Below are 19,651 nucleotides of genomic sequence, written 5' to 3' on the forward strand. Positions count from 1 at the left end.
CACGCGGTCGAGCGCCCCGCGGCACGCCCCCGATCGCGCGCGCCCCTCGGACTGGGGTGCGCCGTTGCGCTAGCACGGTGCGGCCCGGACCGCCACGGCGATGTCCGCTCTATTACCCTGGGTACCGAAATAACCCCGGTCGCGGGGGCCAGGAGGGCGCCCGACGACCGCCACCGGCCTCCCGCCGACGAGGCGCCAACGCGCGCGTCGGGCCCGCCGCCACCCGCGAGGACACGATGACGAGCACGCGACCCACCCGCACGAGCCGATCCACGACGGTCGCGCCGGAGGGATCGAGCACCCGGTCGTTCCGCGGCGACATCCAGGGCCTGCGCGCCCTCGCCGTGGTCGCGGTCATCCTCGACCACCTGCTCGCCTGGCCGTCCGGCGGCTTCCTCGGCGTCGACGTCTTCTTCGTGATCTCCGGCTTCATCATCACGTCGCTCCTGCTGCGCCAGTACGACAGGCTCGGCCGGATCTCGTTCGCCGACTTCTACCGCAAGCGCGTCAAGCGCATCCTGCCGGCGTCGACCGCCGTGCTCCTCGTCACGGTGCTCGCCAGCTGGATGGTCTTCCTCTCCGGCCGCGCGTCCGCGATCGCGTGGGACAGCGTCGCCGCGTTCTCCTTCGTCGCCAACTGGCGCTTCGCCGCGACCGACACCGACTACTGGGCCGCCGACAGCGCCGTCTCGCCCGTCCAGCACTACTGGTCCCTCGGCGTCGAGGAGCAGTTCTACGTCGTCTGGCCGATCCTCCTCACGCTCGGCCTCGCGCTCTCGCTCCGCTTCCGGGGACCCGGCCGCTACCGGGGGATCCTCACGGCGATCCTCCTCGTGGTCACGGTCGGCTCCTTCGCGTGGGCGATGGCCGACACCGCGGGCGACGCCGCCGTCGCCTACTTCTCCACGCTCTCCCGCGCCTGGGAGCTCGGCGTCGGGGCGCTGCTGGCCGTCGCCACGCCGCTGCTGCGCCGCATCCCGGACTCCGCCCGGCCGGTCATCGCGTGGGCCGGCCTCGCCGTCATCGGCTACGGCCTGTTCGCGCTGAGCAGCGCGTCGCCAATCCCCGCACCCGGATCCGCGATCCCCGTCGTCGGCGCCGCGCTCGTCATCGCCGGCGGCACGGGCGGCGCGCAGCGCTCCCTCTGGCCGCTCACGAACCCCGTCTCGCGCTACCTCGGGGACATCTCGTACTCGCTCTACCTCTGGCACTTCCCGGTCATCGTGATCCTGGCGGCCGTCGCCGACACCGCCGGGCTCGGCTACCCGGTCATCGTGCTCGTGCTGACCCTCGGCCTCTCGGTGCTCTCGTACCACGGCCTCGAGGACCCGATCCGCCGCTCCCACTGGCTCGAGCCCGGTGCCGCCGCGCGCCGGAAGAAGAAGCGCGCGCGCCGCCGTCCCGGCTTCGGGGCGTCCACGGGCACCAAGGTCGCGGCCCTCGGCACGGCCGCGCTGCTGACGGTCACCTTCATCAGCCTCGCCGTCGTGCGGCAGCAGGAGATCCAGGAGGCGTCGCGCCTCGCGCCGGGCCCGGCCGCGTCGGGCGAGGAGGACCCCGAGGTCGCCGCCGTGCTCGCCGACGGCGACCTGGGCGCGCTGCAGGCGCAGATCCGCGACTCGCTCGCCGCGACCAGCTGGCCCGCGCTCGACCCCGCGATCGACGGCCTGGAGAAGTCGGCCGTGCCCGTCGAGGACGGCCAGGGCTGCGGCCGCACCGACGTGGCGGACCCGCGCTCCTGCTCCTTCGGCGACAGCCGGAAGCCCACGATCATGGTCCTCGGCGACTCGACCGGCATCACGCTGCTGCCCACGGTGCGCGCCATGTTCGAGGCGACCCACCACATCCGCGGGCTCACCTTCGCCGGCTGCGCCGTCATGGACGTCCAGTGGGACTTCCCCGACGCGTCCACCAAGGGTGGGTGCCTGGAGTTCCGGCAGCAGGCGATCGCCGCAATCCAGGAGGAGGAGCCGGAGATCCTGTTCGTCAGCAACAGCTACGGGCAGGTCCTCAAGCTCGCGTCGAAGGCGACGGGCGACGACGCCGTGGCCGAGTGGTCGGCCGGCGTCCAGAGCACGGTCGGCCAGGTGCGCGACAGCGTCGGGAAGGTCGTCCTGGTCTCGTCCCCGCCGACCGGGCAGCCGCTCGAGACGTGCGCGACGAAGGTCTCGACGCCCGCCGACTGCCAGGCCTCGATCCCCGGCGCCTGGAAGGTGGGCGACCGCGCCCAGGAGGACGCGGCCACCGCGCTGGGCATCGCCTACGTTGACACGTCGTCGCTGTTCTGCTGGGAGGAGCGATGCCCGTCCTTCGTCGGCAGCACGCCCACGAAGCGCGACAGCGTCCACACGACACCGCAGTACGCGGCCGTGATCACCCCGGCGTTCCGGCAGATGCTCGACGAGGCGCTGGCCGGCGTGCCGGCCTGATCCGCGGGCACGCGCCGGCACCCGTCCGCCGGGCCGCACGAGGACGGCCGCCGCGCGGATGCGCGACGGCCGTCGGATCGGGCGGGAGCGGCTACTCCCGGAGAGCCGTGATGTGCTCCCGGTACCACTCGACCGTGGAGCGCAGGCCCTCGTCGAGCCCGATGGAGGAGGTCCACCCGGCTTCGGCGAGCTTGGACACGTCGAGCAGCTTCTGCGGCGTGCCGTCCGGCTTCGACGTGTCCCACTCCGTGCGGCCCTCGTAGCCGACGACGCGCGCGATGGTCTCCGCGATCTCGCGAATGGTCACGTCGCTGCCCGTGCCCACGTTGACCTGCTCGGGCCCGTCGTAGTGCTCGAGCAGGTGGAGGCACGCGGCGGCCATGTCGTCGACGTGGAGGAACTCGCGGCGCGGCGTGCCCGTGCCCCAGTTCGTCACCGACTCCGCGCCGGACGCGCGCGCCTCGTCGTAGCGGCGGATGAGCGCCGGCAGCACGTGCGAGCCCTGCGGCGAGAAGTTGTCGCCCGGCCCGTACAGGTTCGTGGGCATGGCCGAGATCCACGGGAGGCCGTACTGGCGGCGCACGGCCTGGATCTGCATGATGCCCGCGATCTTCGCGATCGCGTAGGCGTCGTTGGTGGGCTCGAGGTGCCCCGTGAGGAGACTGTCCTCGGTGATGGGCTGCGGCGCGAGCTTCGGGTAGATGCACGAGGAGCCGAGGAAGAGCAGCCGGTCGACGCCGTGCTCGAGCGCCGCGTCGAGCACGTTGACCTGGATCCGCAGGTTGTCGCTGAGGAAGTCGACCGGGTACGTGCTGTTGGCGAGGATCCCGCCGACCTTCGCGGCCGCGAGCACCACGTGCACCGGCTTCTCCTCGGCGAAGAACGCGAAGACCGCGTCGCGGTCCTTGAGGTCGAGCTCGGCGGACGTGCGGCCGATGACGTCGGTGAAGCCCTCGGCCTCGAGCCGGCGGACGATCGCCGAGCCGACGAGACCGCGGTGGCCGGCCACGTAGACGCGGGCCGAGCGGTCGAGGGGCGCGGGCGTGAAGGCGACGGCGTCGCGTTCGTCGGCAGCGGACGCGCCGGTCGCGGGGGCCGCGCTCACGCCTCGACCGCGGTCGCGTCGGCCGTGCCCCAGCTCGCGAGCTTCACGGAGTCGATCCACGGGCGTCCCTCGGCCTCGAGCGCGGCGATGTCCGCGTCGACCATGATCCGGGCGAGCATGGTGGTGTCGACGGTGGCCTTCCAGCCGAGCTTCTCCTCGGCCTTCGTGGCGTCGCCGACCAGGGCGTCGACCTCGGTGGGGCGGAGGTATCGCGGGTCGAACCGCACGTGCTCGGACCAGTCGAGGCCCGCGTGCGAGAACGCGGTCTCGAGGAAGTCGCGCACGGTGAAGTTGCCGCCGGTCGCGAGCACGAAGTCGTCGGGCTCGTCGGCCTGCAGCATCCGCCACATGCCCTCGACGTACTCGGCGGCGTAGCCCCAGTCGCGGATGCTGTCGAGGTTGCCGAGGTAGACGTGGTCCTGCTTGCCCGCCTTGATGGCGGCGACCGCGCGGGTGATCTTGCGCGTCACGAAGGTCTCGCCGCGGCGGGGCGACTCGTGGTTGAACAGAATCCCGTTGACGGCGAACATGTCGTACGCCTCGCGGTAGTTCTTGGTGATCCAGAAGCTGTAGAGCTTCGCGGCCCCGTACGGCGAGCGCGGGTAGAACGGCGTGGTCTCGCTCTGCGGCGGGGGAGTGGCCCCGTAGAGCTCGCTCGAGGAGGCCTGGTAGAAGCGGGTCTCGATGCCCGAGAGGCGCACGGCCTCGAGCAGGCGGATGGTGCCGGTGCCGGTCGTGTCCGCGGTGTGCTCCGGCTCGTCGAACGAGACGCGCACGTGCGACTGCGCGGCCAGGTTGTAGACCTCGTCGGGCTGGATCTGCATCATCAGCGTCGTGAGGCGCGAGCCGTCGCTGAGGTCGCCGTAGTGCAGGAAGAGCTTCGCGCCGTCCTCGTGCGGGTCCTGGTACAGGTGGTCGATGCGGGACGTGTTGAACGTCGACGAGCGGCGGATGAGGCCGTGGACCTCGTAGCCCTTGGCGAGCAGCAGCTCCGCCAGATACGAGCCGTCCTGCCCGGTGATGCCGGTGATGAAAGCCTTCTTGGCCATGAATCCCCCCAGATTCTCATGTGGTGCGACGCGACGGCGGCGGGGCGGTTGCCCGGCGCGGCCGTCCGTCCGCTCGAATCTAACGTGCGGGCGGCGGTCGACGGCAATCGGGGTACGACGCCGCGCTGTGCGTTAACGACATTCAAACCTCGAGGCACCAGAATGGGCGCATGGGGGATTTGAGCACGACCGACGCTGCGCGCACACAGACGGCGGACCTGGGGGGCCTCACGGTTTGCCTGGTCGGCATCAACTACTGGCCGGAGACCACGGGCATCGCGCCGTACACGACCGCGATGGCCGAGGCGCTCACCGACGCGGGGGCGTCGGTGCACGTGGTCACCGGGATACCGCACTACCCGCAGTGGAAGCTGCAGGACGAGCGGTACGCCGAGGGCAGACGCTGGGAGGAGATGCGCGACGGGGTCCGCATCACCCGCGTCCGCCACACCATCCCGGAGACGCCGGACCTCGCGGGCCGGGCGAAGCTCGAGGCGAGCTTCCTGCGCGGAGCGCTCCGCGAGGTGCGACGGGACACGAGCGAGATCGTCATCGCGGTGACGCCGTCGCTCGCCGGCCTCGCCGCCGGAGCGATCGGCCGCGGCCGGCGTCCGTTCGGCGTCCTGGTGCAGGACCTCACGGGCAACGCCGCGGGGGAGTCCGGCACCACGGGGGGCCGCGCCTCCCGGCTCATCGCGTCGGGGGAGTACGCGCTGCTCCGTCGCGCCGACCGAATCGGCGTCATCACGCCCCGCTTCGGCGACCTGCTGATCCAGCAGGGCCTGCCGGACGGAGCCATCTCCGGGCTCCCGAACTTCACGCACATCACGCCGGTGGACGTCTCCACCGAGGCCGCCCGCACCCGGCTCGGCTGGACACGCGACGCGTTCACGGTCGTCCACACCGGGAACATGGGCATGAAGCAGGGGCTGGAGTCGGTCGTCGAGGCCGCGCGCCTCTCCGATGCCCGCGACCTCGGCATCGAGTTCGTGCTCGTGGGCGACGGCAACCAGCGGGCCGCCCTCGAGGCGCAGGGCGCGGGGATCCGCTCGCTGCGCTTCGTCCCGCCGCTCGACGGCGACGACTACCCGTACGCGCTGGCCGCGGCCGACGCGCTCCTGCTCAACGAGAAGCCGGGCGTGCGCGAGATGAGCATGCCGTCGAAGCTCACGTCGTACACGAGCAGCAAGCGCCCGATCATCGCCGCGGTCGAGGACGGCGGCATCACCGGGAGCGTCGTGCGCGAGCACGGGGCGGCGGCCATCATCCCGCCGGGCGACCCGGAGCGGCTGCTCCAGGCGGCGCAGGACATTCGCTCCGACACCGACGGCGCCGCGGCCCTCACCACCGCCGCCCAGCGGATGTACCAGAACCGCTACTCGCCCGTGAGCGCCCATGCCAGGTACGCGCGGTTCGCGCAGTCGCTGGCCACCATGCGGGCCGGGGTGCGCGCGTGACGGCGGCACCCGACCCCACGACCGACGTCCCGGTCATCGACCTGTCCCGGGCGCCCGGCGAGCGCCAGGCCTGGGACCGCCCGAAGCGCACCGTCTACCTGTGGGCCGTGGTCGAGCTGCTCCTCGTCACGAACCCGTGGCAGATCAGCTCGTCGCTCCGGGTCCGGGCGCTCCGGGCCTTCGGCGCCGAGATCGGCGACGGCGTGGTGTTCCGGCCGCGCACGCGGGTGAGGTTCCCGTGGAAGCTGCGCATCGGCGACCGCTCCTGGATCGGCGAGGGCGTCTGGTTCCACAACCAGGACCTCGTCACCGTCGGCCACGACGTCGTCCTCTCCCAGGAGACGATGCTCACCACGGGCAGCCACGCGCACCGGCGCGACATGGCCCTCCTCACGCGCCCCATCGTCATCGAGCCGGGCGCGTGGATCACGTCGCGCTGCCTGGTCCTCGGCGGCGCGCACGTGGGCCGCTCGGCGCTCGCCCGGCCGATGACCGTGGTCGCGGGCGACGTGCCCGCCGACGCGATCGTGTCGGGTCCCGACTGCACCGTGGTCGGCTCGCGCTTCTCCGGACGCTGACGCGCGCGTCCCCCGGCCGCTCCGGCGCCCCGCGCACCGCGGCCATCCCTCTCCCGCCGGCGACCGCATCTGCCGTCGCCGCCCCGAACGAAGGCTCCATCATGAACGGACTCCTGCTCGATCCCTCCATCTCGTCCGCCAACGTCGGCGACCAGATCATCCGCGAGAACGTCCTCCGGGCGCTCGACGGCGTCGTGCCGCTCACCGTCAGGCTGCCCACGCAGACGCGCCTGACCCGCAGCCAGCGCCGGACCGCCGCCGACGCGGAGCTCGCCATCGTGGGCGGCACCAACCTCCTCTCCTCGAACATGCCCTGGTACCGGCAGTGGAAGCTCGACCCGATCGTGGCGCGCAGCCTCAAGCACAAGGTCGTCCTGCTCGGCGTCGGCTGGTGGCAGTACCAGGACGAGCCCAACCGGTACACCACGCACATGCTCCGGGAGGTCCTCTCCCCGGACCTCGTGCACTCGGTGCGCGACGAGTACACGAAGGTGCGCCTCGAGCGGATGGGCTTCCGGGTGCTGAACACCGCATGCCCGACCATGTGGGGGCTCGACCGGCACAACGGCGTCGAGAGCGCGCGCCCCGCGCAGGCGATCCTCACGCTCACCGACTACAACCGCGACGTCGCCGAGGACGAGTGGCTCATCGCCCTCGCCGCCGAGCACTACGAGCGCGTCGTGATCTGGCCGCAGTCGATCCGCGACGCGGCCTACGCGCGCACACTGACGGGTGACTTCACGATCGCCGAGCCGACGCTCGCCGCCTACGACGCGCTCCTGGCCGCCGGCGACTCCGACTACATCGGCACGCGCCTCCACGGCGGCGTGCGCGCGCTCGAGACGGGGGCGTGGGGCGTCATCGTCGCCGTCGACAACCGGGCGCTGGAGATCAGCCGCGACACCGGCCTCCCCGTGCACGCCCGCGGCGAGCGGGAGGCCATCCGGGCGACGGTCGAGCGCCGCGTGCCCCTGGACGTGCGGCTCCCGTACGACGAGATCCACGCCTGGAAGGCGCAGCTCCCGGTGGCCGGATGAGCGGCGTGCCCGCCGCGGATCCGGGTGCCGCCACCCCGCCCCTCCGCGTCCTCCACCTCAGCGTGCGCCTCGGCGAGGGGGGCGCGGCCGGCGTCGCGCGGACGCTGATGCACGAGCTGGGCGAGCTGGGCGTGGACGGCTCCTTCGCCTACGGCTACGGCCCCGGAGGCCGCGACTCCGGCGGCGCGGACGCCCGCGCGTCGCTCCGCGTCACCTCCCGGCCCCGCGCCGCCCTCAACATGGCGGCGCACCTCGTCGTCGGCACCGAGGTCGTCCGTCCGGCGTCCGGCCGCCGCGAGGAGCTGCGCGCGGCCATCGCGGCCGCCGACGTGGTGCACCTGCACATCGTCCACAGCTACTGGTTGCCGCCCCGATGGCTGTTCCGCGAGATCGCCGCAGCGCGCACGCCCGTCGTGTGGACGCTGCACGACCAGTGGATCATGACGGGCCGCTGCGCCCAGCCCGGCACGTGCCGGCTCTGGGAGGACGGCTGCCCGCGCTGCCCGGACCTCCAGGCGTACCCGCCCGCCCGCGTCGACAACGCCGCGCGCGTCTTCACCCGGCGGCGCGAGGACATCGCCGCCCTCCGCCGGGCAGTGCCCTCGGCCGTGGTGGCCTGCGCGCACTGGCTCGCGGCCGAGGCGGCCACGGCCGGCTTCGACGACGTGCGCACGATCACGAACTCCGTCGACCGCGCGTTCTGGTCGGAGGCGACCGCGGCACAGGTACCATCGGACCCACCGCGCTCGGGGGCGCTGTTCATCTGCCGCGACCTCCGGGATCCCGCGAAGGTCGACTGGGACGCGCTCCGTGCCATCGCCGCGGATACGACCGAAGGGCTCACCATAATGGGAGACGACGCACCCGAGGACGCCCCGGGCGCCACGCGCCTGCCCGCCACCGGCGACCGCGTCGAGCTGGCGCGCGTGATGCGGCGTCACGACCGCCTCGTCTTCACCTCGCGGGTCGACTACTTCCCGCTCACCGTCTCCGAGGCGCTGACGGCCGGCATGCGGGTCTTCGCCGTCGACTCGCCGGCGATCCGCGAGTTCGGCGACCACCCCGACGTCACGGTCGTGGGCACGGGCCGGGAGCTCGCGGCGGCGCTCATCGCGGACGAGCGCGCGGGCGGCCGGTCGGATCGCCAGACACGCGACGTCCGGCGCTTCGATCCGCGGCGCATGGCCGACGAGTACCGCGCCGTGTACGAGGAGCTGGTGTCCGCATGACCCGCAGCTACCGGCGTGAGGCGTGGCTCATGGGCGTCGCCGTCATCGGCCAGCACTTCATGATCGTCCAGGCGGCCGGCTACCCCGTCACGCTCGGGCTGGTGGTGGGCGTGCCCCTGATCCTCCTGCTGTCGCGCGGCGGCTACGCGCGCCGCCTCGTCCTCGCGCTCTGCGCGGTCGTGGCGCTCACGGCGTCGGCGGCGCTCGTGACCGGCATGGAGGGCAGCGATCCGCTGTCGTTCCTCCGCACGCTCGCGCTGTTCATCCTCGCGGTCATCGTGATCGTGGCAGGATCCGCGGGCCTCGACCCCGGGTTCGTCGGCTCGACAGCCTTCTCCACGGCCATCTCGGCGATGCTCCTCATCGTCGTCGGCCTGTCGGTCCTGCAGGTGGCCGCGGGGACGCTCGGCAGCGAGGCGTTCTTCAACGTGTTCGGGCGCTTCCAGTACCTGTACGAGTACCAGCCCTACCTCCAGTTCAATCCCATCCCGCGCGCGCAGGGCTTCTTCCTCGAGCCCTCCTACGACGCCTTCGTCATCGGGACGCTCACGCTCATCTCGCTGCTCACCGGCCGCCACTTCCGCGGCACCATCGCGGTCGGCATCCTCGGCGTGCTCATGTCCCGCTCCGCGACGGGGCTCCTGCTGCTGCTCATCATCGGCGTCGTGGTCGCCCTCCGCTCCCGCCCCGGCGCGAGCATCGTGGTCCTGAGCGGCCTCGCGGTCGTGGGGGTCGCCAGCGGCACGTACCTGCAGACGCGCTTGGAGAGCTTCAGCACGTCCGGATCCAGCACGAACTACCGCCTCGTGGCGCCGCTGCAGGTGCTCGGGGACACGCTCCTGCACACGCCCATCGGCCACGCCCTCGGCTCGGTGTCGAACATCCTGCTGGGCTACGACCTCTACAACGGCGCGGAGCTCGGCACCTCGCTCGACAACGGCCTGTACGTGCTGGTGTTCTACTTCGGGTGGATCGGCCTGGTGCTCATCGCGGCCCTCGCCGTCCTCGCGATCCGGGGGATGCTCCGCAGCAGGCGCTCGACCTGGGGAGCCGTGACGCCGCTGTGGCTCTTCGGGACCCTATTCTTCTCCGGCGGCATCATGCTGCCCGAGTACGCCGTCATGACCGCCCTCCTCATCGCGACGCTCGTCGCCTGCAACGAAAGCCTGGTCGCTCCCCATGCCGGTACCCCCACCGCTCCTGTCCGTCGTCGTGGTCACCTTCCGGGACCTGCCGGGGCTCGGCAGCACGCTCCGGTCGGTGCGCCAGCTCGTCCATGACGCGGGCGACGCGATCGAGGTCATCGTCGTCGACGGCGGCACGGGGGAGGGACTCGACGAGGTCGTGACAGCATCGGGCGTCCCGGTCGACCTCTCGAGCGGCCCCGACGACGGCATCTACGACGCGATGAACGAGGGCATCGCCCGCTCGAACGGCAGGTTCGTCTGGTTCCTCAACGGCGGCGACCGGTCCCACGTCGAGTCCTGGGAGACGCTGTCCGGGATCCTGCGCGCGTCGGGCGACGACGAGCTGCTCCTCGGCGACTACCTGCTCGACACCGGCCATGGCGAGATCCTGCGCAAGGCACGGCCGCCCATCTACATCCACCACGGGCTGCCCACGTCCCACCAGGCGATCCTGTACCCGGGATCCCGCATCCGCGGTGCCCGCTACGACCTCCGCTTCCGCGTCGTCGGCGACTACGAGCTCACGGCCCGGCTCCTGCGGTCCGGCGTCCGCCCGGTCGTCGTGCACGTGCCGTTCGCGGTCTTCGCGGCCGGCGGCATGTCGCAGGTGCGCGCGAAGGAGATCGCCGTCGAGGCGGCCCGCGTGCAGGCGGAGACGCTGCACACCCCCCTGCCCGTCCGCTGGGCGAGCCGGGCGCTGCACACGGCGAGCCGCATCCGCCGCACGGTGCAGACGTCGTGAGCGCCGTCGACGAGCGCGGCCGCTGGGCCGCCGACCGGGAGCGCTACGGCCGGGGCGCCTGGATTCTGCAGCCGTCGTTCTGGGCGGTGTCGGTCTACCGGTACGGGCGCTGGACGCGCACCTGCTCGCGGGCCGTGCGCCTGCCCGCCCACGTGCTGTACGTCGCGCTCTACAGCGTGGTGCGGCTGGTGACGGGGATCGACATCCCGCGGTCGGTCGAGATCGGACCGGGCATCATGATCCACCACTTCGGCACGGTCATCGTCCACCCCCAGGCGCGCATCGGCGCCCGGTTCACCATGCGCCACGGGGTCACGATCGGGGCGAAGAAGGGCGACGACGTGCCGGTCATCGGCGACGACGTGCAGGTGGGCGCCTTCGCGCAGATCCTCGGCCCCATCCACGTGGGCGACGGCAGCACCATCGGCGCCATGACCCTGGTGCTCCGCGACGTCCCCGCCGGGGCGACCGTGGTCGGCGTCCCGGGACGCGTGCTGTGACGGCACCGCGCACCGCCACCCGGCCGAGCGCGCGATGAGCGCCGACGACCGCGCGGCCCGGGGAGCCCGGAGCCGCGACTCGTCGGTGTGGCCGCTCGCGGCGCAGGCGATCATCGCGGCGGTCGGCCTCGTCGCTGCCACCCTCGCCGCGCGGCTCCTGGGTCCGTCCGACTACGGCGTGTACTTCCTCGCCCTCACCGTCACGGCGTGCGTCGCCGTCCTCTTCGACATCTGCGTGCCCCAGGCCGTGCTCACGCACACCCTCGGCTACCTCGAGTCGGCGCGCACCTGGCGCCGGATGGCCGTCGTGGTCGCCGCGGGCGCTGCGGCGCTCACGGCCGCGGTCGCGCTCGTGGTCGGCACGTCGCTCGACGCCGACGTCATGTGGGTGGTCCTGTGCGCCGCGCTGCCCGTCACGATGGCGTCGATGACGCCCCGGGCCTTCCTCATCGCGGCCCGGCAGCTCCGCTACGTCTCGCTCGTCGACCTCTCCAGCGTGCTGGTCGGCAACGTGATCGCGATCGGCGCGCTCGTCCTCACGGACAGCCTGTGGGCCGCCGCGAGCAGCCAGCTCGTCATCGCGGCCGTCCGCTGGCTGGCGTTCGAGGCCGCCTGGATCCGCCGGGGGAGGGCCGACCTGCCCGCCCGCGTGCCCGTCCGCCCGGCGGCACGCCAGCTCTACACGTCGATGCACGGCACGTACCAGAGCCAGCTCGCCGGCTTCGCCGCCCGCAACGGCGACAACCTGCTCGTCAGCATCCTGCTCGGCCCGGTCGCCCTCGCGCAGTACTCGCGGGCGTACTCGTTCCTCATCGGGCCCCTCCAGCAGGCGCAGCAGGCGCTCAACCCGATGGCCATCCGCGACCTCGCGGTGGCGCGCCTGGCCGGGCGCGCCGACGACCAGCTCCGGCGCCTCGCCGCGGTCGTCATCGCCGTCGGCGTGCCGTTCGCGCTCGCGGTCTCCCTCAGCGGTCCGCATCTCGTCGAGGTGCTCCTCGGCGACGAGTGGCGCACCGCGGGGGCGCTCATGCCGCTGTCCTGGGGGCTGGCGGCATCGATGATCGTCGCGATCCCCGCCCGCTGGGCGCTCGTCGCCGGACACCACTCGCGCGCCCTCACGGTGGACGCGGTCCTCAACTACACCGTGCTGGCGGGCGTGGTCGTCGGCGCGCTGACCGGGGGCCTCGCAGGCGTGCTCGTGATCAACTCCTTCATCGTCTCGCCCGCCATCACGATCACGGCCTGGTGCATGCTGGGCGCGGCGCCCCGGCGGCTGTTCCTCCGGCGCCTGCTGCCCATGGCGGTCGCGCTGGGCGGACTCACGGCGCTCGTCTGCATCGTCGTCGGCGAGTACGTGGGATCGAGCCTCGTGGAGACGATCCTCGACCTCGGCATCGGCGCGCTCATCGCGGTGCTCGCGTTCGCCGCCATCATGCGGCGACGGCGGCGCGCGGCCTGATCGCCGCGGCTGCGCTCAGTACGCCCCCTCGCGCGCCAGCACGGCCTTCGCCGTCTTCCAGAGGATGACGAGGTCGCCCACGATCGACCAGTTCTCCACGTAGTAGAGGTCGAGCCGCACGCTGTCCTCCCACGAGAGGTTCGACCGCCCGCTCACCTGCCAGAGTCCCGTGATGCCCGGCTTCACCAGGAAGCGCCGGTGCACCTTCGTCTCGTACGCCTCGACCTCGCGCGCGAGCGGCGGGCGCGGGCCCACGAGCGACATGCTGCCGTTGAGGACGTTCACGAGCTGCATCAGCTCGTCGAGGCTGTAGCGACGGAGGAACCGGCCGATGGGGGTGACCCGGGGGTCGTCCTTCATCTTGAAGAGCACGGAGTTGCCGGCGTCCCGGGACTTCTCCTCGAGATCGCGCAGCCGCGCCTCCGCGTCCGTCACCATCGTGCGGAACTTCAGCATCTGGAACGGGCGCCCGTTGATCCCCACGCGCTCCTGGCGGAAGAGCACGGGACCCGGGGTGCTCAGCCGGATGGTCATCGCGATGGCGAGGAACAGGGGCGAGGCGAGGACGAGGATCAGCGTGCTCGCGACGATGTCGAACGCCCGCTTCGCGAAGAGCTTCGTCCCCTCGTAGCGCGGCGTCTCCACGTGGATGAGGGGCAGGCCGGCCACGGGGCGGGTGTGGATCCGCGGCCCGCCGATGTCGGTGAGGCTGGGCGCCACCACGAGGTGCTGGCGTCCGGGCTCCAGCGACCAGCTGAGCTCGCGGATCCGCTCGGGCGACAGCTCGTCGTTGCTGGCGATGACGATGGTGTCGGCGTCGACCGCGCGCATGGCGGCCTGAAGGTCGGCGAGCTTGCCAAGGACCGGGATCCCGGTGCCGGGCAGCGTCGCCGCGATCACGCCCGACGGGATGCACGCCCCCACCACGTGGTATCCGGCGTAGGGCTGGCGCGCGAGCTCGCGGGCCAGGAACCCCGTCGACGCCTCGGATCCGATGAGCAGCACGCGGGACGAGTAGCGGCCCTTGGCGCGCTGGACGTTGAGCCACTGCCGCCACATCCAGCGGCTGAGCACGAGGGTCACGAGCCCGAGCGGCAGCGCGATGATGATGTAGCCGCGGGCGAAGTCGATGCGGCCGAGGAACGCCACGATGGCGACCAGCCCGAACAGCCGCACGGTGGCGTCGAGGATCAGCCGGTACTCCTGCGGCCCCGTGCCCAGCACGCGGTAGCCGCGGGTGCCGTACAGGCCGAGCGCCACCATCCAGCTCGCGATGATGACGACGGAGATGAGCGAGTAGCTGACGGCCACCCCCTCGTAATCCCCGTTGAAGGCGACGTCCGAGGTCTCGAAGCCGAACCACGCGATCTGGACGCCGAAGACGACCCAGATGAGGACGAGGAGGTCCGTGACGGCGAGCCCGACGGCGTAGGTGCGGCGCCAGTCGTGCGCCCGCAGGCCGTCGGCCTCGGTGAGCGGACCGGCGTCGGCGCGTACGCCGCTCGCCGACCTGTCGGTCATGCGTCGACGGGTGCCGGCCTCCCGTGCTCCCGTGTCGTGCGTGGTCTTCTGTTCGATCATCGTCCCCCCCAAGCCGATGCTGCGTCCCCCTGAGACTCCGTCGGCTCTTGGGATCGAGACTACAGGCGTTGCCGTCGATGCTCGGCGGCGCGTGCCCGACGGGTCCGCTCGGGGCCCTCGGGGGACAGGCGTGGTCCGCGCGGATCAGATCCGGGTCCACGCGCCCCCGTCGCGACGCGTGATGCTCGCTCGGGGGATCTCGACGAGCTCGCCCGCGCGAGCCCGGACGGCGCCCGCGATGCGCTCGGCCGCCGCGTCGTCGTCCGCGGTGAAGCGCACCGTGAGTCGGGGCTCGCCGCGCACGACCTGGATGTCATTGGCCTCGAGGGTGGCGATGCGGGCGGCCTCGTCAGCCGCGGCGGGGAGGACGGAAGCGGGGTCGGCGCCCGGTCGCAGCGCGCCGACGGTCATGGTGATGCGGTAGGAGGGCACGGTCCATGGTCCCGCACGCGCGGGCGCGCGTTAAATGGAGAACGGCCCTGACCACATGGTCGGAGCCGTCCTCGGAAGCTCAGCGTGCTGCGCTCACCAGAGGCGAGCGGGTGGCATTAGAGCGGGCGGATGTTCTCAGCCTGGGGACCCTTGGGGCCCTGGGCGACCTCGAACTCGACCTTCTGGTTCTCGTCGAGCGACTTGTAGCCGCCCGTCGCGATCGCGGAGTAGTGAGCGAACACATCCGCGGTTCCGTTGTCGGGAGCGATGAAGCCGAAGCCCTTTTCAGCGTTGAACCACTTGACGGTGCCTGTTGCCATGACGAAATTTCCTTCAAAAGAGATGCATCGATCCCGGGACCCGGGACCGCGGGTCGTCCGCCCCTCGTGACCCCTCCGGCGGACCGGGCGGATCGTGAGGACCTGACGACTTGTGACCAACCCTAGCGGGTGAAACCGCGCGAGCGGGGGATGCGCGCACATTCCCGTGCGGTGTTTCCCCGCATGACGCCGTGCGGGGGGAGCGGAGGGCACGGCGGGCGGGGTCCGACGTCGGACGCGCGCGGGATGATGAGGGCATGCACATCCTGGTCGCGCGGACGCCCTCCGGCGTCCGGCTCGTCGACCTCGACGCGACCGGCACCGTCACGGCCACGCGCGACGTCCCGTCCTCCGAGTGGCCCGCGGTCGCCGCCGCACGCGAGCGCGCCGACCCCGCGCCGCGCTGGGTCTGGGACGACACCGCCACGTGGGCGCGCACCCTCATCGCCCAGGGCGTCCGCGTCGCCCGCTGCCACGACCTCCGCCTCTGCCACGCGATCCTGCGGCTGTCCACGCAGACCGCCGACAGCGCGCTCGCCCGGATGCCCGCCGGGCCCTGGGACCGGGCCGCCCCGTCGGAGCGGGAGCCGTCGGCGTCCGCGACGCTCTTCGACGACCTCGACGCGCCCGAGGGCGGCTCGCCGGACGAGCTGGTCGCCGAGCTCCGGCTGCAGCTCGACGCGGTCGCGGGCAGCGCTGACCCCGGCCGCCTGCGCCTCCTCCTCGCCGCGGAGTCGGCGGGCGCCCTCGTCGCCGCCGAGATGTCCGCCGACGGGCTGCCGTGGGACACGGCGGTTCACGACGCGCTCCTGGTCGACCTGCTGGGCGGTCGGCCGGCGCGCGGCGGCGCGCCTCCCGCGCTCCTGCGGCTCGCCGCGCGGATCCGGGAGATCCTCGCCGCGCCCGATCTCAACGTCGACAGCCCGCCCGACGTGCTCCGGGCGCTCCGCCGCGCCGGCATCGACGCGACGAGCACCCGCCAGTGGGAGCTGCAGGGGATCGACCACCCCGTCATCGCACCGCTGCTGGAGCACAAGAAGCTGTCCCGCCTCCTCACCGCCAACGGCTGGACGTGGATGGAGACGTGGATCCGCGACGGCCGCTTCCACCCCGAGTACGTCCCCGGCGGCGTGGTCACCGGGCGCTGGGCCGCCAGCGGAGGGGGCGCGCTGCAGTTGCCCCGCCAGATCCGCTCGGCCGTCCGGGCCGATCCCGGCTGGCGGCTCGTCGTCGCCGACGCCGCGCAGCTCGAGCCCCGGGTGCTCGCCGCGCTGGCGGAGGACCGCGCGATGGCCGACGCGGGACGCGGCACCGACCTCTACCAGGGACTCGTCGACGCGGGCGTCGTCGACACCCGCGCGCACGCCAAGGTAGCGATGCTCGGCGCCATGTACGGCGCGACATCCGGCGAGAGCGGGCGCCTGATGCCGCGGCTCGTCCGGGCCTACCCGCGGGCCACCGGGTACGTCGAACGCGCGGCGCGGGCGGGGGAGAGCGGGGGGATCGTGAGCACGCGGCTCGGGCGGTCGTCCCCGCCTCCCGGCGACGCGTGGGTCGACGTGCAGCAGATCGGCCGCGCGGGCGAGGCGTCTCCCGCGGACGCCGCCCGCGCCCGCACGTCCGCGCGCGACCAGGGCCGGTTCACCCGCAACTTCGTCGTCCAGGGCAGCGCGGCCGAGTGGGCGCTCTGCTGGCTCGCCAGCCTCCGGCGCCGCCTCGCCGCGATGGAACGGCCCGGCTCCCGCCCGCACCTCGTCTTCTTCCTGCACGACGAGGTCATGGTCCACGCGCCCGACGACCGCGTCGACGAGGTCAGCCGGGCCGTGGCCGAGGCCGCCGCCGAGGCCGGCCGCCTGCTGTTCGGCGACGCGCCCGTCGACTTCCCCGTCACGATCGCGGTCGTCGACGACTACGCGCAGGCCAAATGATCAGGGCTCGGACATGACGACGCCCGGCCCCTCGGGGACCGGGCGTCGCGGGTTCGCGGGTTCGCGGGAGGATCAGCCGCCGGAGGCGACGTCGCCCTTGTGGTCGTCGCCCTCATCCGTGTTGCTGCCGGAGCCGTCGGGGGTCGCCCGGTCCGAGCCGCTCTCCGTGGTGACCGAGGAGGAGGTCTCGTCGTGCTCCTCGGTGTGCGTCGTCGTGCCGTCGTCGTCGGTCGAGGTGCTCTCGTGATCTGTGCTCATGGCCCGACCGTACGCTCGCGCCGCTCCACGGGGAACCCCGCCCGCCGGATGCGCGCCCGACTTGGCCGGGGCCCCGCGGGCGGCGAGGATGGGACCATGACCGATCCCGCCCCCGCCGCTCCCGCTCCCACCGACCCGGCGGAGGTGCTCGCCGTCTACCGCTCGCGTCGCGAGCAGATGGTGGTCCTGCCGCAGGGCAACCTGGCACTCGTCAACACGCAGTGGATGTCCCACGACGCCGCCCCGCAGCCCGTGTACGGCATCCCGGGCACCTGGTCGCCCCTCGAGCCCGGCGCATCCGGCCTCCGGTTGCAGGCCACCGCGGCGGACGGCCTCCGTGTCGACGGCGTCCTCGTCGACGGCGAGGCGATCGTGCGCGGCCGCGACGACGCCCAGCCCTCGTCCGTCGTCGCCAGCGACACGGTCTCGGCGTTCGTCATCGCGAGCGAGGAGGGCGCCTACGCGCTCCGCGTCTGGGACGCGCAGTCCGACGCGATCCGCGACTTCGGCGGCATCGACGCCTTCCCGTACTCCGAGGAGTGGGTGGTGAAGGCGGACTTCACGCCGATCGAGGGAGGACGCGCGATGGGCTTCGAGCACCTCAAGGACGACGGCGCCACGAAGGACAAGATCGTGCCCGGTGAGATCACGTTCACGAAGGACGGGGTCGACTACTCGCTCGCCGCCTTCCGCGAGGGACGCGCGCTCCTGCTGGTGTTCTCCGACGCCACGAGCGGCGAGTCCACGTACGGCGTCGGCCGCTTCCTCATGGTCGCGCCGTCGCCCGACGGCACGATCACCCTGGACTTCAACCGCGCCTACCTGCCCCCGTGCGCCTTCAGCTACAACTTCAACTGCCCGATGCCGCCGAAGCAGAACCGCTTCGCCGTGCCCATCGAGGCGGGGGAGAAGAACGTGCTCGCCAAGGACGGCGGGCTGCTGCACTAGGTCAGTCGGCGGATCCGACCGGGGCGCGCGCCGGACGCCCCCGGCGGGGAGCCGCGGCGAGTCCCGCGGGTCGCGTGCCGTGGGCGCGCGCGTCGCCGATCCGACGTTCGGCCGCATCGAGCCACGTCAGCCGCGCGCGGACCTGTGCCTCCTGCGCCTCCACGGACAGCAGGCGCGCGAGCGCGGGCTCCCCGGCCTCCGCGTCGAGACGCTCCCGGGTCCGGGCGAGCGCGTCCGCCTCGGCGAGCGAGCGCTCGCGCTGGATCCGCACGACCTCGCGCACGTCCGCGTCGGGGAGCGACAGCGCCAGCGTGACCTTCACCACCAGCTCGTCGCGGTCCCCGACGGCACCCACGCTCGCCGCCAACCACTCCTCGACCTCGGCCGCCCCCGCCGCCGTGATCGTGTAGGGCACGTGCCCCGCGTCGTCCATGGCGCCCTTCACGACGAGTCCGTCGCGCTCGAGCCGGTCGAGCGTGTTGTAGATCTGGCCAACGTTGAGCGGCGCCGCGGTGCCCGTGCGCCGGGAGAACTCGGTCCGGAGCTGGTAGCCGTAGCAGGTGCCCTCGGTGAGGACCGCGAGGAGCGCGTGCCGCACCGACATGCCCGCCCCGTCTCCCGGCCACGGCGGGCCGATACCTGGAGCATAGGCATTCCCGGCATGCACCCCGGTCGGACCCGCCGCATCCGCGGAAGCGCGCGCGATGACTTCCTGCGGCGCGTCGCGACCCGCATGTTGCCCGCGCACAGGATCACCCGCCATGATGGGACCCGTCGGCGCTCGCGCCGGCCGCACCGGCAGGTGTGGAGCTCGTCCATCGCACGCAGATCGTTGGGGAAGACGCATCTGATCGGATGGAGGAGACCCATGGAAGCACCCGTCGCCAACTCAAGACCGGCTCGAGGAGTGCTCTACGTGCACTCCTCCCCTCGCGCGCTCTGCCCCCATGTCGAATGGGCCGCCGGTCGTGCGCTCGGCCACGCCGTGAACTTCACCTGGGACCCGCAGCCCGTGCTGAAGGGCGCCATGCGCGCGGAGTACTACTGGGAGGGCCCGGAGGGATCCGGCGCCGCCATCGCCAGCGGCCTCCGCGGCTGGGAGCACCTCCGCTACGAGGTCACCGAGGACGCCGGCCCCGGCCGCGACGGCGGACGGTGGATGCACACTCCGGACCTCGGCGTCTTCTTCGCGCAGACCGACACCGCCGGCAACACGGTCATCCCCGAGGACCGCATCCGCTACGCCCTCGACGTCGCCGGCTCCAACACGCTGGAGCTCCACCGCGAGCTGCGCCTGGCGATGGGCCAGGCCTGGGACGACGAGCTCGAGGCCTTCCGCCACGCGAGCGACTTCAGCCCCGTCGTCTGGCTGCACAAGGTCGGCTGACCGGGGTCCGCACCCGGCGCGCGGC

At 72.8% G+C, this 19,651-nt stretch carries 19 protein-coding genes; 12 read left to right on the plus strand and 7 right to left on the minus strand.

The annotated features are described in order from the left end of the window. Nucleotides 1-236 precede the first annotated feature (236 nt). Nucleotides 237-2,429 (plus strand): acyltransferase family protein, encoded by a 2,193-nt coding sequence (locus CMN_RS07765; protein WP_015490278.1) that lies wholly within the window; start codon nt 237-239, stop codon nt 2,427-2,429. A gap of 91 nt (nt 2,430-2,520) precedes the next feature. Here the strand turns inward: CMN_RS07765 and CMN_RS07770 are convergent, their stop codons facing one another. Together CMN_RS07770 and gmd are read right to left on the minus strand one after the other, a co-directional pair. Further along, nucleotides 2,521-3,534: a GDP-L-fucose synthase family protein gene (locus CMN_RS07770; protein ID WP_015490279.1), complete on the minus strand. Its 1,014-nt coding sequence runs from the start codon at nt 3,532-3,534 to the stop codon at nt 2,521-2,523. Beyond that, nucleotides 3,531-4,583 (minus strand): GDP-mannose 4,6-dehydratase, encoded by a 1,053-nt coding sequence (gene gmd, locus CMN_RS07775; protein WP_015490280.1) that lies wholly within the window; start codon nt 4,581-4,583, stop codon nt 3,531-3,533. The genes CMN_RS07770 and gmd overlap by 4 nt, the downstream gene beginning before the upstream one ends. A 170-nt stretch (nt 4,584-4,753) precedes the next feature. Here gmd and CMN_RS07780 point away from each other — a divergent pair, with 170 nt between their 5' ends. The 8 genes from CMN_RS07780 to CMN_RS07815 all read left to right on the plus strand — a co-directional run bounded on the left by CMN_RS07780 (nt 4,754) and on the right by CMN_RS07815 (nt 12,772). Then, the gene (locus CMN_RS07780; protein WP_015490281.1) at nt 4,754-6,040 is read left to right on the plus strand and encodes a glycosyltransferase family 4 protein; all 1,287 of its coding nucleotides are present in this window, start codon (nt 4,754-4,756) and stop codon (nt 6,038-6,040) included. Beyond that, the gene (locus CMN_RS07785) at nt 6,037-6,618 is read left to right on the plus strand and encodes an LbetaH domain-containing protein (protein ID WP_015490282.1); all 582 of its coding nucleotides are present in this window, start codon (nt 6,037-6,039) and stop codon (nt 6,616-6,618) included. Before CMN_RS07780 ends, CMN_RS07785 begins: the two co-directional genes overlap by 4 nt. Before the next feature lie 101 nt (nt 6,619-6,719). Beyond that, nucleotides 6,720-7,655 (plus strand): polysaccharide pyruvyl transferase family protein, encoded by a 936-nt coding sequence (locus tag CMN_RS07790; RefSeq protein ID WP_015490283.1) that lies wholly within the window; start codon nt 6,720-6,722, stop codon nt 7,653-7,655. Continuing rightward, entirely contained in the window at nt 7,652-8,884 is a 1,233-nt protein-coding gene (locus tag CMN_RS07795) for a glycosyltransferase family protein (RefSeq protein ID WP_015490284.1), read from the plus strand. The genes CMN_RS07790 and CMN_RS07795 overlap by 4 nt, the downstream gene beginning before the upstream one ends. Further along, nucleotides 8,881-10,164, plus strand: a complete 1,284-nt coding sequence (locus CMN_RS07800) for a putative colanic acid polymerase WcaD (RefSeq protein ID WP_015490285.1) — start codon at nt 8,881-8,883, stop codon at nt 10,162-10,164. Before CMN_RS07795 ends, CMN_RS07800 begins: the two co-directional genes overlap by 4 nt. Beyond that, on the plus strand, nt 10,097-10,813 hold the full coding sequence (locus CMN_RS07805) for a glycosyltransferase (RefSeq protein WP_231853745.1): 717 nt from the start codon (nt 10,097-10,099) through the stop codon (nt 10,811-10,813). The genes CMN_RS07800 and CMN_RS07805 overlap by 68 nt, the downstream gene beginning before the upstream one ends. Then, the gene (locus CMN_RS07810; protein ID WP_015490287.1) at nt 10,810-11,313 is read left to right on the plus strand and encodes a serine O-acetyltransferase; all 504 of its coding nucleotides are present in this window, start codon (nt 10,810-10,812) and stop codon (nt 11,311-11,313) included. Before CMN_RS07805 ends, CMN_RS07810 begins: the two co-directional genes overlap by 4 nt. 34 nt (nt 11,314-11,347) lie before the next feature. Beyond that, nucleotides 11,348-12,772 (plus strand): oligosaccharide flippase family protein, encoded by a 1,425-nt coding sequence (locus CMN_RS07815; RefSeq protein ID WP_015490288.1) that lies wholly within the window; start codon nt 11,348-11,350, stop codon nt 12,770-12,772. 15 nt (nt 12,773-12,787) lie between these two features. Here the strand turns inward: CMN_RS07815 and CMN_RS07820 are convergent, their stop codons facing one another. The 3 genes from CMN_RS07820 to CMN_RS07830 form a co-directional block, all read right to left on the minus strand. Next, complete coding sequence (locus tag CMN_RS07820; protein ID WP_015490289.1) at nt 12,788-14,353, minus strand: sugar transferase; 1,566 nt, start codon at nt 14,351-14,353, stop codon at nt 12,788-12,790. A gap of 144 nt (nt 14,354-14,497) precedes the next feature. Further along, nucleotides 14,498-14,785 (minus strand): hypothetical protein, encoded by a 288-nt coding sequence (locus CMN_RS07825; protein WP_015490290.1) that lies wholly within the window; start codon nt 14,783-14,785, stop codon nt 14,498-14,500. A gap of 116 nt (nt 14,786-14,901) precedes the next feature. After that, entirely contained in the window at nt 14,902-15,105 is a 204-nt protein-coding gene (locus tag CMN_RS07830) for a cold-shock protein (RefSeq protein ID WP_012038298.1), read from the minus strand. 257 nt (nt 15,106-15,362) lie between these two features. Between CMN_RS07830 and CMN_RS07835 the strand changes: the two genes are divergently transcribed. After that, nucleotides 15,363-17,033, plus strand: coding sequence for a bifunctional 3'-5' exonuclease/DNA polymerase (locus tag CMN_RS07835; RefSeq protein WP_015490291.1), 1,671 nt, complete (start codon nt 15,363-15,365; stop codon nt 17,031-17,033). Nucleotides 17,034-17,105: 72 nt separating this feature from the next. On the opposite strand, the gene CMN_RS14970 is transcribed toward CMN_RS07835, so the two are convergent. Next, nucleotides 17,106-17,291 carry a hypothetical protein gene (locus CMN_RS14970; RefSeq protein WP_041465263.1) on the minus strand — a complete coding sequence of 62 codons (186 nt, stop codon included), beginning with the start codon at nt 17,289-17,291 and terminating at the stop codon, nt 17,106-17,108. A gap of 96 nt (nt 17,292-17,387) precedes the next feature. Between CMN_RS14970 and CMN_RS07845 the strand changes: the two genes are divergently transcribed. After that, nucleotides 17,388-18,239: a DUF1684 domain-containing protein gene (locus tag CMN_RS07845; protein WP_015490293.1), complete on the plus strand. Its 852-nt coding sequence runs from the start codon at nt 17,388-17,390 to the stop codon at nt 18,237-18,239. A 1-nt stretch (nt 18,240) separates the two neighbouring features. Here CMN_RS07845 and CMN_RS07850 read toward each other — a convergent pair whose 3' ends face one another. Next, entirely contained in the window at nt 18,241-18,843 is a 603-nt protein-coding gene (locus CMN_RS07850; RefSeq protein WP_015490294.1) for a PadR family transcriptional regulator, read from the minus strand. Nucleotides 18,844-19,107: 264 nt separating this feature from the next. Here CMN_RS07850 and CMN_RS07855 point away from each other — a divergent pair, with 264 nt between their 5' ends. Beyond that, nucleotides 19,108-19,626, plus strand: a complete 519-nt coding sequence (locus tag CMN_RS07855) for a DUF3145 domain-containing protein (protein ID WP_012038303.1) — start codon at nt 19,108-19,110, stop codon at nt 19,624-19,626. The last annotated feature ends 25 nt before the right edge of the window (nt 19,627-19,651 follow it).

The sequence above is a fragment of the Clavibacter nebraskensis NCPPB 2581 genome (genome assembly GCF_000355695.1).
GTDB classification, from domain to species: domain Bacteria; phylum Actinomycetota; class Actinomycetes; order Actinomycetales; family Microbacteriaceae; genus Clavibacter; species Clavibacter nebraskensis.

Bases quoted from the DNA above. Each gene is read 5' to 3' on its own strand.
- CMN_RS07835 (WP_015490291.1), top strand. From the start codon at position 15,363: ATGCACATCCTGGTCGCGCGGACGCCCTCCGGCGTCCGGCTCGTCGAC.
- CMN_RS07820 (WP_015490289.1), bottom strand. From the start codon at position 14,353: ATGATCGAACAGAAGACCACGCACGACACGGGAGCACGGGAGGCCGGC.
- CMN_RS07765 (WP_015490278.1), top strand. From the start codon at position 237: ATGACGAGCACGCGACCCACCCGCACGAGCCGATCCACGACGGTCGCG.
- CMN_RS07850 (WP_015490294.1), bottom strand. From the start codon at position 18,843: ATGTCGGTGCGGCACGCGCTCCTCGCGGTCCTCACCGAGGGCACCTGC.
- CMN_RS07855 (WP_012038303.1), top strand. From the start codon at position 19,108: ATGGAAGCACCCGTCGCCAACTCAAGACCGGCTCGAGGAGTGCTCTAC.
- CMN_RS07815 (WP_015490288.1), top strand. From the start codon at position 11,348: ATGAGCGCCGACGACCGCGCGGCCCGGGGAGCCCGGAGCCGCGACTCG.
- CMN_RS07795 (WP_015490284.1), top strand. From the start codon at position 7,652: ATGAGCGGCGTGCCCGCCGCGGATCCGGGTGCCGCCACCCCGCCCCTC.
- CMN_RS07800 (WP_015490285.1), top strand. From the start codon at position 8,881: ATGACCCGCAGCTACCGGCGTGAGGCGTGGCTCATGGGCGTCGCCGTC.
- CMN_RS07845 (WP_015490293.1), top strand. From the start codon at position 17,388: ATGACCGATCCCGCCCCCGCCGCTCCCGCTCCCACCGACCCGGCGGAG.
- CMN_RS07780 (WP_015490281.1), top strand. From the start codon at position 4,754: ATGGGGGATTTGAGCACGACCGACGCTGCGCGCACACAGACGGCGGAC.
- CMN_RS14970 (WP_041465263.1), bottom strand. From the start codon at position 17,291: ATGAGCACAGATCACGAGAGCACCTCGACCGACGACGACGGCACGACG.
- gmd (WP_015490280.1), bottom strand. From the start codon at position 4,583: ATGGCCAAGAAGGCTTTCATCACCGGCATCACCGGGCAGGACGGCTCG.
- CMN_RS07830 (WP_012038298.1), bottom strand. From the start codon at position 15,105: ATGGCAACAGGCACCGTCAAGTGGTTCAACGCTGAAAAGGGCTTCGGC.
- CMN_RS07790 (WP_015490283.1), top strand. From the start codon at position 6,720: ATGAACGGACTCCTGCTCGATCCCTCCATCTCGTCCGCCAACGTCGGC.